This is a genomic window from Legionella sp. PATHC035 (genome assembly GCF_026191115.1).
In the GTDB taxonomy this organism is placed as follows: Bacteria; Pseudomonadota; Gammaproteobacteria; order Legionellales; family Legionellaceae; genus Legionella.
This window is the reverse complement of the sequence record NZ_JAPHOT010000001.1, coordinates 449,019-464,739: the sequence shown is the minus strand read 5'-3', so window position 1 is coordinate 464,739 and position 15,721 is coordinate 449,019. Positions and strand designations below refer to the sequence as shown.

Here is a 15,721-nt window from a genome sequence, read left to right as displayed (position 1 = left end):
AAAATGCCGGTTGGGCAAAGGGCCCAACCTCTATTGAATTCAGTATTGTAGCCAGATTAGCCCATCCTAATCTAATTTCAATGGTTGTCTCGAGGCTAACCAATCACGCGCTGGCAGAAAATCAGTATAAAGTTTCGCTTCCGCACTCTGTGCTGCAGGTTGCCAGTTGTATTCCCACGTGACTTCGGGGGGTAAGGACATTAAAATGGATTCGGTTCTGCCGTTGGACTGTAATCCAAATAAAGTACCGCGGTCATAGACTAAATTGAATTCTACATAGCGTCCTCTTCGATAATTTTGGAATGCTTTTTCTCTTTCACCAAAGGGATGGGATTTGCGACGCTCCACTATGGGCGCGTAAGCTTCAATGTAGTGATTGCCTATGCTTTGCATCAGGGAAAAACTATGATCAAAACTTATTTCATTATAATCGTCAAAAAATAAACCACCAATACCACGCGCTTCATTTCGATGTTTGATGAAAAAATAATCATCACACCATTGTTTGAAGTGAGGATAAATCGATTTGCCAAAAGGTTGGCAGGCACGTAATGCAGTTTGATGCCAATGGATGCAATCTTCTTCAAATCCATAATAGGGGGTTAAATCAAATCCACCACCAAACCACCAAACGGGGTCAGCGCCTTCTTTTTCTGCAAGAAAAAAACGAACATTCGCATGTGACGTGGGTACATAAGGATTATCAGGGTGAATGACTAACGAGACACCAAGGGCATTAAAGTGTCTTCCTGCTAATTCGGGACGGTGTGCACTGGCTGAGGCAGGAAGTTTTTCTCCAGAGACGTGGGAAAAATTGACACCTGCTTTTGCAAAGACGGAACCTTGAGTCAAAACACGGGTAATTCCACCACCTCCAGAAGGACGCTCCCAAGCATCTTCAATAAATCGAGCTTGGCCATCCAAATTTTCAAGTCTCGAACAAATGGTATTTTGCAATTGCAGCAGATAGGTTTTTACTTGGTGTATCGCATGTTCAGGAAGGGTGTTGTCTTGTGACATGGTTGAGCTCCCCAGGTTATAACCTGTTTATTTTCTCACTTATTTGAAATTGGCACAATGTTTGCTTTTCTAGTTGTACTTACTTTATGAGGGGGAACTATGGCGTTAGATCTTGATACCTATTTTGGAATACACGCTAAAGCCTTAGTAGCACGCGAACATAGAGCTTCGCAGTTGGCAAACAATTTGGCTAATGCCAATACGCCGAATTATAAAGCTCAAGATATCGATTTCAATGAGTTTTTAGCTGCCAGTATGGCTGGTGGAGCACAAAAAATGCAGGTTACCTCGCCAGAACACATTAATGCGAATGCCGATTTTTCAGCGAATTTGAAATATCGAGTGACTTCGCAAATGTCATTAGATGGGAATACGGTAGATAAAGATTTAGAAACCACAGAATTTGCACATAACTCGCTTAACTATCAGGCTAGCCTGAGTTTTCTTGATAATAAAATTAAATCCATGATGCTGGCGTTGAAAGGAGAATAATCATGACATTAGGCGCGATATTTAATATTGCAGGTTCCGCATTAACTGCTGAGACAGCGCGTTTGACGACTAGCGCTGAGAACATGAGTAATGCTAATGTAGAGTCAGGTAATGCGAATGAAGTTTATAAAGCAAAATATCCTATTTTTAAAGCAGTTCAGGAACATGCGAATCAATGGATGGGAGAACAAATATCAGGAGGCGTTCAGCTAAAAGGGACTTATGAGACGACTTCGGACCCTATAAAGCGCTATGCACCTGATAATCCCCTAGCGGACAAACAAGGTTTTGTTTATACACCGAATGTAAATTATGTTGAAGAGATGGCAAACGTAATTTCAGCTTCAAGGTCATATCAAATGGATGTTGAATTGCTTAATACAACAAAACAGCTTATGCAGCGTACCTTAAAGCTGGGTGAATAAAGGGAGGAATAGGAATGACAACAAATTCGGTTAATGGGACGAACGCATCGAATCTACCGTATAATCAAATTGATTCTTCAGCAAAGAAAAGTTTGGGACAACAGGATTTTCTACGTTTGATGGTCGCTCAAATTCAAAATCAGGATCCCATGCAACCTCAGGTGAATGGTGAATTTTTATCCCAGTTGGCTCAGTTTAGCACCAATGATGGGGTTACTAAAATGCAAGAATCATTACAGCAGATGGCTACCTCGCTCCAATCAAATCAGGCGTTACAAGCGTCAGCTTTGGTTGGTCGTAAGGTTTTGGTCAATAGTAATACCCTTCAATTGGGTGCAGAGGGTGATTCAAAGGCAGCAGTAGATATCCCACCAGGTCTCAGTAATTTGAGTGCCTCTATTTACTCAGATACTGGAGAACTTATAAAGACAATTTCCTTAGGCCAACCTACACCTGGATTTTTTCAATTCAGCTGGGATGGTACGGGCGGAGACAATAATCGCGTAAAAGAAGGTAAATATAAGGTAGATGTCCATGCCGTTTATGGAGGGAAAGAGGTGTCTTTAAAAACAATGACCTCTGCAAATGTTGATAGCGTAAGCCTTGGTCAAAATGGTGAAGGCTTAAAATTAAATGTTGCAGGAGTTGGACCAATATCATTGGATCAGGTAAGACAAATATCAGTTTAAAGCAGGAGGCTAAAATGATTTTTGACGCAGCGCTAAGTGGACTTCAGGCAGCAACAAGTAATTTGGACGTTATAGGAAATAATATCGCAAACTCTTCTACAGTAGGATTTAAAGGATCGCGAGCAGATTTTGGTGATATTTACTCATTTGGTGGTTACGGTAGCTTTGGTGCAGGCAGTACATCCATCGGTGGTGGGGTAATGTTAACTTCGGTTCAACAACAGTTTGCATCAGGAAATTTGACTAATAGTACAAACAGTCTGGATTTGGCAGTGAACGGTTCTGGATTTTTTATTTTGGAGAATCCAGGAGGCGGGACAGTCTATACACGTGCTGGTCAGTTTAGCTTGGACAACCAAAATTATATTACCAATGCTAATGGACAATATCTTACTGGACTACTTACGGATGGACAAGGAAATATCACTGGGACATCAGGGAAATTACAGATAAATACAGCAAATATAAGTCCTAAGGCAAGCAGCACAGTGAACACCGGGGTTAATTTGAATTCGCAAAGTACAGCCCCAGCAGTTGACTGGACTGGTGGCGCAACACCGCTTAGTAGCTCGTATAATAATCCTACGTCCTTGACTATTTACGACAGCCTAGGAAATTCTCACGTATTGAGTATGTATTTTATCAAAGCTGACTCTGCTGCGGCATCAGGACAACCTAATGCTGCAACTCCTCCAGGCACACAAAATCAATGGTATGTTGCATTCCAAATCGACAATCAAGATGTTCCTCCTATTGCAGGGACTGGCAACACCGCGAACCTGTTTGAGATGAATTTTAATACGGATGGAACTTTTGTAGGAGTTGCGAGTCCTGGAGGCGCTCCTATAGCCAATAATCTCATTCCATTGGCATTTAATCTAAATAATGGTGCTGATCCTTTAAGTTTAAGTATTGATTTAACAAACAGCACGCAGTTTGGTAGCCCATTTGCTGTTCAATCAACCTCATCAAATGGTTATACAACTGGAAGTTTGGCGAGCTTGAATATTGATGACAGCGGACTAATTCTGGGTATTTATACCAATGGTCAGTCCTTGGCTATGGGGCAGATTCAATTAGCTAATTTTGCTGATCCTACAGGCTTACAAAATGTAGGGAATGTTTCTTGGGCACAAACTGCAGCTTCAGGTCAGCCTTTGATCGGAGTGGGCACAACAGGTGGATTAGGTGCGATTAAATCGGGTATGTTGGAGCAATCTAATGTGGATTTGACCAGTGAATTAGTCGATTTAATTAGTGCACAACGTGATTTCCAAGCGAATGCGCAGTCCATTCGTGCAGGGGATGCGATCACACAGACAATTATTAATATGCGTTAGGAGGTAACTCATGGATCCTATCTTATATAATGCTGCAGGTGGCGGACGAATTGGTTTTAAGCGTCAGGAAATAATCGCCAATAATTTGGCGAATGTAAACACTCCTGGATTTAAAGCGGATATGTATCAAGCTCAAACCATGTATGCAAATATGGGTGGATCGGACAGCGGCGCAGCCTTTGCGATACAAAAGCAGAATGCACTGGATCTGAGCCCTGGCGATATTACGACAACTGGACGAAACCTTGATATTGCAATTGAGGGTAACGGTTGGTTTGCAGTGAGTAATGGACAGGGCAAAGAGGGGTATACAAAGGCTGGAAATTTACGCTTGGATGTCAATGGGTTATTAACAACTGCCTCTGGGCATCCTGTTTTGGGTAATGGGGGACCTATTTCAATTCCTCCAGCTCAAGAAATAAACATTGGTGCTGATGGTACGATTACAATTGTGCCACTCGGTGGCGACCCCAATAGCGCCGCAGTATTAGATAGAATTAAGCTTGTTACTCTAGATAAAAATAATATTGTTAAGAGTTCAGAGGGGCTTTACCAATTAAAAAATGGTGGTACTCCCGCTGCTGCTGACGCCAGTGTTCAGGTACGAAGTGGTGCTATTGAAGGCTCGAACGTTAACGCGATTGATCAGATGGTAGAAATGATTACCTCTGGGCGTGAGTATGATGCCCACATGAAAGTAATGTCTACGGTCGAAGACAATTTTTTAAAATTGGCACAAGTATTGCACGAATAACCCCATTTTAGTTTACAAGAAAGAACAATTGCGGAGGGATCTCCATGGAACCAGCATTATGGGTAAGTAAATCAGGCTTGGAAGCCCAGGAAAAAAATATTTCTACAATTGCCAATAACTTGGCAAACGTCAATACAACTGGCTTTAAAAAGGATAGAGCAATATTCCAGGATTTACTGTATCAAAATACAAGCCAGGCGGGGGCTCAATCTTCCGAGAACTCTTTAATTCCAACAGGGATTAATGCAGGGTCAGGAGTTCATTTAGCTGCTACTGAAAAAATATTTGAACAGGGGAGTGCGCAAAATACACGCAATCCATATGACCTGATGATACAAGGTCAAGGTTTCTTTACGATATTGATGCCTGATGGTACCCAAGCATATACCCGCGATGGTACTTTTACAGTTGATAGTACAGGACAGCTCGTTAATATGAATGGGTATCCATTGCAACCCGCAATAAATATTCCTGCGCAGACTCTGGGTGTAACGATTAGTACGGAAGGGGTGGTGAGCGCTACAGTAGTTGGAAGTAATACTCCTACTGTTCTTGGAACCATTCAATTAGCGAATTTTACTAACCCAGCAGGACTTCAACCTATTGGACAAAACCTGTTTACAGAGACGGCTTCAAGCGGTGCAGCCACATTAAATAACCCAGGAAATTCAGGTGTTGGTACCTTGTTACAAGGTTCTCTAGAAGCATCGAATGTGAATGTGGTTGAAGAGCTAGTCAATATGATTCAAGCACAAAGAAGCTATGAGATTACGGCAAAGGGTATCCAGACAGTGGATAACATGCTGCAATACTTAAATCAAACCGTTTAAGAAGATTTCATTGATGAAATTATTTAATTTGCTTGTTGCAAGCTCCTTTGCGATTCTTTTGAGTGGGTGTGAACTTTTAAATCCTCCTCAGCGTGGGAAGGATCCAGAGTTTGCGCCTACATATCCTACCACACCTGACCCCAAGGAATTAAGGAAAGAGTCGGGTGCAATTTATAGCGCGGAAACTGCCTTACCACTTTTTGAAACACCAAGAGCGCGACACGAAGGGGACATAATTACAGTATTTTTAGTTGAAAGTACGAACGCATCAAAAAACGCAACACTGCAGCAGATGAAAAGAGATACCAACGTAGTCAAGAACAAACTGTTTTTAGGACGGCCTATTTCTTTTGGTAGTGGTTACAGCATGGATTTTGACTTGAACAATCAACGACAATTCAATGGATCTGCACAAGCGGTACAGAATAATAAATTAGCAGGAAGTATTTCAGTTACCGTATCTCAAGTGTTGGCCAATGGTAATATGGTCGTACAAGGCGAAAAGTGGGTTAAAATCGATCAAGGGGAAGAATATGTGCGATTATCAGGGATTATTCGTCCTCAGGATATCAGAGCGGATAACTCCATCACCTCAGACCGTTTAGCAAATGCGCGTATTGCATATGGTGGCACAGGCCAAGTCAACAATACAAACGCACAGGGTTGGCTGTCGCGATTTATGTGGGGTCCATTATTCCCAACTTAATTTGAGATAAAGGACTTTGTAGAAACAATCATCCCATTCCTGGCTAAGCAGGAATGGTCAAGAGACAAAGCAGGGGTAAAGCAGCGCGGTTCACTATGGGTGCTTTTAACCATTATCAATTAAAAAGGAAAAATTGTAATGCGGCGATTGCTGATAATTACATGGATGTTGGCGATAAACTTGATTGCAAATCAGGTTTATGGTGAGCGAATTAAAGATATTGCTACTTTGGCTGGTGTTCGCACCAACCAACTAGTAGGTTATGGTTTGGTGGTTGGTTTAAATGGTACTGGAGATAAAACCGGAACACGATATACCGAAGATACTTTTGCAAACTTGCTGACCCAATTAGGGGTAAACATCCAACCGGGAACTAAGCTTAATTCAAAAAATATGGCAGCAGTTATGGTGACTGCGAGTTTGTCCTCTTTTATGAAAAAGGGACAAGCTATGGATGTTAATGTGTCTTCTATTGGTGATTCTAAAAGCTTATTAGGCGGCACCTTATTGATGACCCCAATGAAAGGAGCTGATGGGCGAGTTTATGCAGTGGCTCAAGGAAATGTGATTGTCTCCGGGGTAAGTGCAGCGGGAAGCGATGGTACCAGTGTTACCGTAAATGTTCCTAGTGGAGCACGAATCCCAAATGGTGCGACTATTGAGGTCGATATACCTAATCCCTTTTATTTTACAAAAGAATTAACATTCAATTTACACATGCCTGATTTTACAACAGCAAAACGCATGTGCGATGCCATTAATGAAATGATGGGACCAGGAACTGCTCGAGCTTTAGATGCGACATCGGTCGTTGTAACTGCCCCCAAAAAAATGTCCCAGCGTGTCGACTATGTTTCAGTGTTAGAAAATATTGAATTTAAACCCGCTGAGGCAATAGCAAAAATTATTATTAATGCGCGTACAGGAACGGTGGTTATTTCTTCTAATGTGATTGTCAAATCAGCGGCGGTCTCACATGGAAATTTAGTGGTGAGCGTGACTGAAACCCCTGTGATAAGCCAACCCAATGCTTTTGCACGTGGACGTACGGTTTCGACCCAACAGTCACAAGTTTCCATTGAACAAAGAAATAATCATGCTTTTGTTTTACCACCGGGTGTTACATTAAAGGATATCGTTCGAGGTATTAATGCTGTAGGAGCAACACCTGCTGATGTGATCGCGATACTTGAAGCACTACAACAAGCGGGTGCTTTAAATGCTACTTTAATCGTGATATAGCTAGGATTATATTGGTAAACAGGATCCATAAAGATAGAGGATTAAGATGACGGTACAGGGAATTGCAACCAGTGATTTTAGTGCATTGAATGAACTCAAAGTTCAAGCACAAAATAATGCAAAAGAGGCCTTACCTGAGGCAGCGAAACAATTTGAAGGGATATTCTTGCAATCCATGCTGAAAAGCATGCGTATGGGACAGCATTTTCTTGAAGAATCGAGTCCATTTAGAGGTAAGGACAGGGAAACCTTTCAGGATATGTTGGATGCTCAATATGCTAGTACTATTGCCAATTCTAAAGGTGTTGGTTTAGCCGAGATGCTTGCAAAACAAATGGAGCATAATTTGCCTAATGCAGAACCAACAGAAAAAAGAGGAACAGAGACGGTTAATTCTGACTCAATATCCGCAAAGCCTGTGAAACAAGAGCAAGACAAATCAACGAGCACCATTGATGAGTTTGTCAAATCGATCTGGCCCAAAGCCAAACAAGCCGCATCAATTATTGGTTTGGATCCTAAAATTTTAATGGCTCAAGCCGCATTAGAAACAGGGTGGGGAAAATTTGTTACAAAGGATGCTAATGGGGCCAGCAGTAACAATTTATTCAACATTAAATCAGGTAACAGCAAAGAGTTTGATTCAGTTAATGTGACAACAACGGAATACATTGCAGACACACCGATTAAAATCAATGCATCATTTAGAAAATACCCCTCTGTGGAGCAAAGCTTTAATGATTATATTTCTTTAATTAAAGGAAATGACCGATATCAAAATGCTTTAGCCAGTGCCGCAAATCCCGAACTGTTTGTTAATGAGCTGCATAAGGCGGGCTATGCCACCGATCCTGATTACAGTACAAAAATTTTATCCATTTATCATGGAGATGAATTAAATCAGGCAATACAACGTTGCGAGCGAGCAGAACAAGTTTAAAGGGGTTTTTGCTGTGATGGATTGTGCTTAATAAAAATGGTGTAATAAAAAATAGGACATTTTTGCAGGACGTTTGAAGAATAGGTCAGGGAGCAAATAATTATGTCAATACTAAGTATTGCTTATTCAGGAATGAATGCTTTTCAAAACGCATTGAGTGTTACTGGAAATAATATTGCAAATTACAAAACAGGAGGGTACTCAAGACAAAGCATTCAATTTGCTCCAAATCCAGTCAGAAGTTTTGCAGGATCTTTTATCGGTACAGGCGTGGCTGTGAACAATGTGTATCGTAACGTAGATCAATTTGCGAATGCCCAAGTAAGAAGTACATTAAGTGTTAAATCCCAATATGATACTTTTTACCAGCAGGCCTTGGAAATTAATAAACTACTTTCTCAAGATGGCAGCAGTCTTTCTGTATCTTTGCAGTCCTTTTTCGATTCATTAGGTCAATTAAACAATGCACCAGACAATGTAGCCTCACGCAATGTGATGATGAGTCAAAGTCAATTATTGGCAAGTCAATTTTTGTTTTTGCAGCAAAATCTGGATGAATATCAAGCAAACTCGACAGCGCAGATTAAAGAAATAGCAAATACAATTAATCAATTAACTTCCAGTCTTGCAGCAGTTAATGCGCAAATAACCAACTCGCCGAACTCTCCTGATTTACTGGACCAACGCGATGAATTACTCAAAGAATTATCCCAGTATTCTGATTTAACTGTAGTAGAACAGGATAACGGGATGGTGGATGTGGGGATTGGTAGTGGTCAAATGTTAGTGATCGGAACAACTCAAAGAGCTTTATCAGTTAGTTTTGACCCAATAACAGCGCAGGGTACTCATGTTTTATTGGATAATGGTGCGGGACAAACAGAAATAACCAATCAATTATCCAGTGGGACTTTGGGGGGGCTATTGAGTTATGAACGAAATATTTTATCTAAAGCCAGTCAAACTATAGGACAAATGGCAATTGGTTTGGCACAGACGTTCAATGCTCAGAATAGTTTAGGTATGGATTTAAATAACCAACTGGGACAGAACATTTTTACTGATTACAATACTCTGGCTATGCAACTCAATCGCTCAGTTGCAGCAGCGACAAATACAGGATCTGGAGTATTGTCAGTGAACATTTCTGACATAACACAAACTAAAATTACTGATTATCAATTAGTTGTCACTAATGCAGGGTTGAATCAGGTAACACTCATTCGTGATTCTGACGGCTCCGCAGAGACCTTAAATTGGACAAGCAACCCCCCAGCTCCACCCGCCGGACAAATTGTAGTTGATGGCATGACCATTACTGTAGATAACATCGGTAATTTAGGAAATAATGATTCGTTTACAATCATGCCGACACGTGGCGCAGCGGACAAATTTGCTTTGCTAATGAAGGATCCTCGTCAGTTAGCCCTCGCATCCCCCGTGCAAACCAGTGCATCTCTCAGTAACACTGGTCAAGGCCAAATAGCTTTAGGTCCTATTTTAAATACTACTGAGGTCACGAAACAATATACTATTGATTTTATTTCTCCCACTCAATTCAATCTGATCAATGTTACTGATGGTATTACAACGGGGCCACTCCCATTTGTTCCCAACACCGATAATGTGATTCAGATTCCAAATGCTACCAACCCATCTTATTCCATTACTTTATCCGGGGCACCGAATGCTGGAGATCAGTTTACTGCACAGTACAATCAGGGGGGGTATGGTGATAACCGCAATGGATTACTGCTAGCTGGAATTCAACAACAAAATATTTTTTCCAACGGCACTGAAACAATTTTTGATGTTTATTCTGATTTGCTCTCTGAGACAGGAAGCCAAACCAATGAGGCTAAAAATCGTTCTGATGCGTTTCAGATTTTATATAAGCAATCTGTTGATTATCAGGATAGTATCAGTGGTGTAAATCTTGATGAGGAAGCAGAAAACTTATTACAGTTCAAGCAAGCATATGAAGCTGCAGCAAAGTTAATGGAAATCGCCAATCAAATGATGGACTTACTCTTTCAAATAATGAGGTGATAAATGCGTATTTCAACCAATCAAATTTATCGGAATAGTATTGATAGTTTATTACTCAAGCAAACACAGGTAGCTAAACTTCAGGAGCAGCTCGAGGAAAACTTTTTAAGAGTGCGTTATTCATCAGATGATCCTATCGCTTTTGCGCAAATTGAGCTCATGAACCAGCGCATCAGTTTTACCGAACTCCTGCAAAAAAACCGTGAAAGTGCGGATAGTGCGCTGAGTATGGAGGAATCGGTCTTAAATGATTGCACAACGAGTTTACAACGATTGCGTGATATTCAGGTTCAGGCAGGTAATACCACTTTATCTGAAGAGGATCGTAAGGCATTAGCAATTGAGGCGACTATCATCTTGAACGAGTTGGTCGATTATGCCAATACAAAAGATATTAATGGTGATTATATGTTTAGTGGTGGGCAAACCGCTACATTACCCTTTTCAATGAATGCCTCAGGGCAATATGTTTATAATGGGGATAGCACACAGCGTTTCCAGCTCGTTGGGAGTAGTTTTCAAATGGCCATCAATGATCCTGGCGATGGTCTTTTTATGCGTATTCCTAATGGGAATGGTCAATTTGCTATTAAACAAACAGGAACTCTTAATACAGGAACTGCAACAGTAACTGCAGGTTCTGTATCTGATCCTTCAGCTTATGTGCCAGACAATTATACAATGAGCTTTGCATTGAATTCACAAGGTAATCTGGTTGTTATGGTCAGCGGTGCAGCAAGTGGTAATGTTATTCCTCCATCAGGACTACCTGATGATGCACCTTTATATGAGGAAGGAATGACCGTTAGTTTCAACGGCATGGCAATGGTTGTTTCAGGTACACCTGCACCTGGAGACGCCTTTTTGATCACTCCCTCTCAGAATGACTCTGTTTTTGCCACAATACAGGATATGATAAATAACTTGAATCAACCTTATTCAACCGCAGCGCAAAAGGCAGCAGCAACAACCGTGAACAATCAACTACTGGCGCAATTGGATAGTGCATTAAGCACCATCTTGGATGCTCGAGCCAATTTGGGCGCTCGTTTAAATCAGTTAGATCATGCGGATGTAGCAAACACTGATTTAATTGAACAAAGCAAAATTACATTGAAGCGATTACAAGAAGTCGATCCTATAGTCGCCGCTTCTGAATTTAAACAAGAGTTATATAATTTGGAAGTCGCCCAACAAAGTTTTGTGATGATACAGGGATTATCTGTTTTCAATTTTATATAGTTCAACAAATTGTAAGTTGGGCCTTGGCCCAACAAAAACCGCATGATGAATTGGTATTTAGGAAATGTTAGGCCAAGGACTAACCTATGGAAGGGAAGTTTGCATCCAAAAATGAGCTATATCGATACGTTTTGTGATCCAAATGTCCTGATACTGGGTTAAATGATCTAAAAATTGTTTTAAGACAAGACAACGGTCGGGTTTTCCGCTCAGGCGTGGATGTAAGCCTATGGTCATGATGGCAAGACGTTTTTCCTGATAAAGATAATGAAATGTATTCATCAACGAGTCATAAAATTGTTGGGCGCTTGAAAAGCCAGGCGTTGTAGTGAATCGAAAATCATTGCAATCCAGAGTGTAGGGGATTACGAGATGTTTATTAATATAATAAGGCAATTCGTCAGCATAACTGTCTGAGTCATAAGTAAAACCGCCGAGCTCAAGCAATAACTCCCGTGTATTTTCACTGCGCCGACCTGTGTACCAGCCTTTCGGTTTATGTCCAGTAAGTTTTTCTATCGTTTCAACACACAAAAGGATGTGCTTCTTTTCAACTCGTCTAGGAATATGGGTGTAATTTATCCAGCGCCATCCATGTCCCGCTACCTCATGATCCCGTTCGGCAAGATAATTAGCAAATAAGGGATTCAGTATCAATGCTTGACCTGAGACAAAAAAAGTAAGAGGTATTTTATAGTGATCGAATAGGCGTAGAAGACGCCATATTCCGACTCGACTACCGTATTCATAAAAGGATTCTACACTGAAATTTCTTTGGCCTTTGGCTTTTGGAACAAATGGAAAATCTGTACCACTCGTTTCAGCGTGTGCATCGCCATTCATTGGGCTTAATTCAGCTCCCTCTTCGTAGTTAATTACAAAATTGATGGCAATCTTTGCTTTATTTGGCCAGTACAAATTTTTGTCTTTTGGCCCATAGCCCACTAAATCCCTCATGGTTATCCTAATTCAAAAGTGGTAACGCCATAAATACCCACGTTAGACAGTTTTGGTGCTCCTTTTAAATACATTCGTGCAGTAGCAAATACTTTAGTCATGCGATATTGATTGACTAAATCGACCGCTAAGGGGTTATTTTCTGGAATATCCAGATAGACAGTCTCACCATGAGCATAATCAACCAATTGTTCAAAAAGTTTTTCGGCGATGAAAGGGCTTTCTGCAAACAATGGACCTATTTTGTAACCCTTAAAACATTTTCTAATGACACCATAACCTTTTAATTGATTTTCTTTAATATAACCAATCGCTGATGCCTTATTTTGTTGAATCCAAGCGGATAGGAATTTTGCTCTGGGGGCAGGAAAATAGTGACGGTCATATTGGAGTATCTGATCCCACGATACGCTTTTTAGATCAACTAGATGCGAATCGATTTTGGGGCTTAACTGTGAGTGCTCTAATGCATAACGGGCATTACTATGGGCGAATTGATAGCCTATTTTTGCATAATTTTCGACCATAGCGAGTACACCATCAATACCTGCATTCCGATCTCCAACATAAGCTAAACGTGCGCGAGTTAACTCCATCCCATAACCTTGAGAGCGGTATTTTTTATCGACTATATAAAAACCACAAAAAGCAAAATGTTCGTCATAAATTACAGCAGAACCCACCGCAATAATTTGACCATTTAATTTACCAGCGAAGAAACCCTGCGGATCGGTTTGATAAAAACACTCTGCATCATTTAAGCCTGGATTCCAACCTTCTTTTCGTGCCCATTCCACAGCGACTGAAACTTCGTCACGCGTCATGCGTTCTATGCGATATTTGGACATGGTTTGTATTTTTTTGAATGGGTAATACTTAAATTAAATATTAAATTACCCTTTAAAGCAAATAGGTACGCTTCTCTTTTTATTGTGTAAATTCGAATCAACCGTTCGCTAATTTATTTTCTTCCTACCCAAAAATTAATAGATACTAAATGCCAAAATTTCATGTATTATGATCCTCCTTAGCCTTTTTTAAATGTAAGGAAGCATTATGAATTTCAACATTAGGAATACCTTAGGCCCCATATTTCTCATTCTTACATGCCCCGTTTTTGTTATGTTGATGTGGTATACCAACACTCATCTTCAAGGGTCTTTATCTGCTCTTTGGGAGTTACTGCTCCAAAACGGCTTCATTCAAACGGTCATGACTATTTGGGGGCCTTATTTCTGGGGCTCTGCAGTCGCTTGGAAAATTATTTTAATATTTACTGTTTTTGAACTGGCTTTAATGCGGATATTGCCAGGAAAAATCTTTAATGGGCCTATTACCCCAAAAGGCAACGTGCCTGTGTATAAAGATAATGGTGTTTTGGCATTTATCGTCACGATGATGACTTTTTGTGTTGCCTCTTTTGGCCTCAATTTATTCTCGGCGTCCATACTTTATGACAACCTTGGGGCTTTATTTGGCGCGCTTAATTTGTTTAGCCTTATTTTGTGTGTGTTTTTATATCTCAAGGGACGTTTTTATCCCTCATCAACCGACTCAGGCATAACCAATAATATTTTGTTTGACTACTATTGGGGAACTGAGCTTTATCCTCAAGTTTTAGGATGGAGCATTAAAAAATTTATTACCTGCCGTTTTGGCATGATGAGTTGGGGCTTATTTCTTATTTCCTATTGTGCAAAACAAGCCGAACTAGGGGATTTATCAAATTCCATGCTCATTTCCGTTGTATTGCAATTTGTCTATCTCAGTAAATTTTACATGTGGGAAAAGGGGTATTTACGATCCCTAGATATCATGCATGATCGTGCGGGTTTTTATATTTGTTGGGGTTGTATGGTATGGGTACCTTGTGTCTATACTTCACCTAGCATGTATCTTGTACTGCATCCAATTCATTTATCCTATGTATGGGCAACCCTTATTTTAGGTTTAGGCTTGGCAAGTATCATTATTAATTATCTTGCTGACAAGCAACGACTTATTGCCAGGGCTACTCAAGGTGATTGTAAGGTATGGGGTAAAAAACCGGTTACTGTATTAGCTCATTATGAGACTACCGAAGGCGATAAAAAGCAAACGATATTACTTGCTTCCGGATGGTGGGGAATAGCCAGACATTTCCATTACATTCCAGAACTTGCTGGTACATTTTTTTGGTCAGTGCCGGCGCTGTTTACTCATTTTGCACCATACTTCTATCTTTGTTTTTTAACTGTTTTATTGGTCGATAGGGCGTTTCGTGATGATAAACGCTGTTCTGCGAAGTATGGAGCTGATTGGAATAAATATTGTGAACTGGTTCCTTATAAAATTGTTCCTCTGGTAGTGTGATGAAATGGAATCTCCCATTACCTTTTTAAATCGAAGTAACCTGGGAGTCGCAACAGCGAAACCCAGGTTTAATTAAAAAGTCGAAGGGCGTAGTAAAAGAACTCCAAACAGAACAATTACAGGCTGATATAATAATTCACCATTAATTTCTATCTTTTTAAACTCACAACTATATAATGCCATTTTTTGAACTTTAGGGTGGGGTTTTCGTATGAGAAAGAAAATTAATTTAGAAGAAGTTGAAATTGGAAAATCCAAGAATACTTATTCAACTGGCAAAGAAGTGGTCATTTTTACCTTTGGACAATCGTTCATGGGGGCAATTGGACAAACTGGCTCCTTTTTTTGGACCAATTCAATTCCAGCTTATAATGAGTTTGTAGGTTCTGAGGAATTCAAATCATTACATCCCGATGTGTTCATTACGTATGGCGATTCGAGTCGAACAGAATTGAGTTCAAATAAATTGAATCCAAGCGAAATTATCGCTTTGCTTCAGGAAAAATTCGATTCACCTGCTTTGGATGCAGCGAATTTAAAAACTAAAGATAAAACTATGGAGAAAACACTCTAATTCTTCTTTAAAAATCGTAGCTTGAGTGAAACACAGCAAAATTTAAGGTTTGGTGCATATTTTTTCATCCAAAATGACTCTTTGCTTCACTCGAGCTGCAAGGGATTTC

The 15,721-nt window shown here is 40.3% G+C and carries 16 protein-coding genes; 13 read left to right on the top strand and 3 right to left on the bottom strand.

Annotation, left to right across the window (positions count from 1 at the left end):
- Positions 1-66: 66 nt before the first annotated feature.
- Positions 67-1,020, bottom strand: coding sequence for an oxygen-dependent coproporphyrinogen oxidase (hemF, locus tag OQJ13_RS02095; RefSeq protein WP_265708854.1), 954 nt, complete (start codon positions 1,018-1,020; stop codon positions 67-69).
- A 99-nt stretch (positions 1,021-1,119) separates the two neighbouring features.
- On the opposite strand from hemF, the gene flgB reads away from it, so the two are divergent.
- From flgB to flgL, 11 genes are all read left to right on the top strand, one after another.
- Positions 1,120-1,512, top strand: a complete 393-nt coding sequence (gene flgB, locus OQJ13_RS02090) for a flagellar basal body rod protein FlgB (protein ID WP_265708852.1) — start codon at positions 1,120-1,122, stop codon at positions 1,510-1,512.
- Positions 1,513-1,514: 2 nt separating this feature from the next.
- On the top strand, positions 1,515-1,937 hold the full coding sequence (gene flgC, locus OQJ13_RS02085; RefSeq protein ID WP_265708850.1) for a flagellar basal body rod protein FlgC: 423 nt from the start codon (positions 1,515-1,517) through the stop codon (positions 1,935-1,937).
- 14 nt (positions 1,938-1,951) lie between these two features.
- Positions 1,952-2,626 carry a flagellar hook assembly protein FlgD gene (locus tag OQJ13_RS02080; RefSeq protein WP_265708848.1) on the top strand — a complete coding sequence of 225 codons (675 nt, stop codon included), beginning with the start codon at positions 1,952-1,954 and terminating at the stop codon, positions 2,624-2,626.
- A gap of 14 nt (positions 2,627-2,640) precedes the next feature.
- On the top strand, positions 2,641-3,966 hold the full coding sequence (gene flgE / locus OQJ13_RS02075) for a flagellar hook protein FlgE (RefSeq protein ID WP_265708846.1): 1,326 nt from the start codon (positions 2,641-2,643) through the stop codon (positions 3,964-3,966).
- Between the two features lie 10 nt (positions 3,967-3,976).
- Positions 3,977-4,720: a flagellar basal-body rod protein FlgF gene (flgF, locus tag OQJ13_RS02070; protein WP_265708844.1), complete on the top strand. Its 744-nt coding sequence runs from the start codon at positions 3,977-3,979 to the stop codon at positions 4,718-4,720.
- Between the two features lie 44 nt (positions 4,721-4,764).
- Positions 4,765-5,550, top strand: a complete 786-nt coding sequence (flgG, locus tag OQJ13_RS02065) for a flagellar basal-body rod protein FlgG (RefSeq protein ID WP_265708843.1) — start codon at positions 4,765-4,767, stop codon at positions 5,548-5,550.
- A 13-nt stretch (positions 5,551-5,563) separates the two neighbouring features.
- A complete protein-coding gene (locus tag OQJ13_RS02060; RefSeq protein ID WP_265708842.1) occupies positions 5,564-6,256 on the top strand; it encodes a flagellar basal body L-ring protein FlgH in 693 nt (230 codons plus the stop codon).
- 138 nt (positions 6,257-6,394) lie between these two features.
- Positions 6,395-7,498 (top strand): flagellar basal body P-ring protein FlgI, encoded by a 1,104-nt coding sequence (locus OQJ13_RS02055; protein WP_265708841.1) that lies wholly within the window; start codon positions 6,395-6,397, stop codon positions 7,496-7,498.
- Positions 7,499-7,544: 46 nt separating this feature from the next.
- Positions 7,545-8,438, top strand: coding sequence for a flagellar assembly peptidoglycan hydrolase FlgJ (gene flgJ, locus OQJ13_RS02050; protein ID WP_265708840.1), 894 nt, complete (start codon positions 7,545-7,547; stop codon positions 8,436-8,438).
- A 102-nt stretch (positions 8,439-8,540) separates the two neighbouring features.
- Positions 8,541-10,487 carry a flagellar hook-associated protein FlgK gene (flgK, locus tag OQJ13_RS02045; RefSeq protein WP_265708839.1) on the top strand — a complete coding sequence of 649 codons (1,947 nt, stop codon included), beginning with the start codon at positions 8,541-8,543 and terminating at the stop codon, positions 10,485-10,487.
- Positions 10,488-10,490: 3 nt separating this feature from the next.
- Positions 10,491-11,729: a flagellar hook-associated protein FlgL gene (gene flgL / locus OQJ13_RS02040; RefSeq protein ID WP_265708838.1), complete on the top strand. Its 1,239-nt coding sequence runs from the start codon at positions 10,491-10,493 to the stop codon at positions 11,727-11,729.
- Positions 11,730-11,813: 84 nt separating this feature from the next.
- Here flgL and OQJ13_RS02035 read toward each other — a convergent pair whose 3' ends face one another.
- Together OQJ13_RS02035 and OQJ13_RS02030 are read right to left on the bottom strand one after the other, a co-directional pair.
- The gene (locus OQJ13_RS02035; RefSeq protein ID WP_265708837.1) at positions 11,814-12,686 is read right to left on the bottom strand and encodes a polysaccharide deacetylase family protein; all 873 of its coding nucleotides are present in this window, start codon (positions 12,684-12,686) and stop codon (positions 11,814-11,816) included.
- Positions 12,687-12,688: 2 nt separating this feature from the next.
- Entirely contained in the window at positions 12,689-13,534 is an 846-nt protein-coding gene (locus tag OQJ13_RS02030) for a GNAT family N-acetyltransferase (protein ID WP_265708836.1), read from the bottom strand.
- A 208-nt stretch (positions 13,535-13,742) separates the two neighbouring features.
- On the opposite strand from OQJ13_RS02030, the gene OQJ13_RS02025 reads away from it, so the two are divergent.
- Positions 13,743-15,038: a 7-dehydrocholesterol reductase gene (locus tag OQJ13_RS02025; protein WP_265708835.1), complete on the top strand. Its 1,296-nt coding sequence runs from the start codon at positions 13,743-13,745 to the stop codon at positions 15,036-15,038.
- 211 nt (positions 15,039-15,249) lie between these two features.
- Entirely contained in the window at positions 15,250-15,612 is a 363-nt protein-coding gene (locus OQJ13_RS02020; protein WP_265708833.1) for a hypothetical protein, read from the top strand.
- The last annotated feature ends 109 nt before the right edge of the window (positions 15,613-15,721 follow it).

Coding starts and splice junctions, on each gene's coding strand:
- hemF (WP_265708854.1), bottom strand. CDS start 1,020: ATGTCACAAGACAACACCCTTCCTGAACATGCGATACACCAAGTAAAA.
- flgB (WP_265708852.1), top strand. CDS start 1,120: ATGGCGTTAGATCTTGATACCTATTTTGGAATACACGCTAAAGCCTTA.
- flgC (WP_265708850.1), top strand. CDS start 1,515: ATGACATTAGGCGCGATATTTAATATTGCAGGTTCCGCATTAACTGCT.
- OQJ13_RS02080 (WP_265708848.1), top strand. CDS start 1,952: ATGACAACAAATTCGGTTAATGGGACGAACGCATCGAATCTACCGTAT.
- flgE (WP_265708846.1), top strand. CDS start 2,641: ATGATTTTTGACGCAGCGCTAAGTGGACTTCAGGCAGCAACAAGTAAT.
- flgF (WP_265708844.1), top strand. CDS start 3,977: ATGGATCCTATCTTATATAATGCTGCAGGTGGCGGACGAATTGGTTTT.
- flgG (WP_265708843.1), top strand. CDS start 4,765: ATGGAACCAGCATTATGGGTAAGTAAATCAGGCTTGGAAGCCCAGGAA.
- OQJ13_RS02060 (WP_265708842.1), top strand. CDS start 5,564: ATGAAATTATTTAATTTGCTTGTTGCAAGCTCCTTTGCGATTCTTTTG.
- OQJ13_RS02055 (WP_265708841.1), top strand. CDS start 6,395: ATGCGGCGATTGCTGATAATTACATGGATGTTGGCGATAAACTTGATT.
- flgJ (WP_265708840.1), top strand. CDS start 7,545: ATGACGGTACAGGGAATTGCAACCAGTGATTTTAGTGCATTGAATGAA.
- flgK (WP_265708839.1), top strand. CDS start 8,541: ATGTCAATACTAAGTATTGCTTATTCAGGAATGAATGCTTTTCAAAAC.
- flgL (WP_265708838.1), top strand. CDS start 10,491: ATGCGTATTTCAACCAATCAAATTTATCGGAATAGTATTGATAGTTTA.
- OQJ13_RS02035 (WP_265708837.1), bottom strand. CDS start 12,686: ATGAGGGATTTAGTGGGCTATGGGCCAAAAGACAAAAATTTGTACTGG.
- OQJ13_RS02030 (WP_265708836.1), bottom strand. CDS start 13,534: ATGTCCAAATATCGCATAGAACGCATGACGCGTGACGAAGTTTCAGTC.
- OQJ13_RS02025 (WP_265708835.1), top strand. CDS start 13,743: ATGAATTTCAACATTAGGAATACCTTAGGCCCCATATTTCTCATTCTT.
- OQJ13_RS02020 (WP_265708833.1), top strand. CDS start 15,250: ATGAGAAAGAAAATTAATTTAGAAGAAGTTGAAATTGGAAAATCCAAG.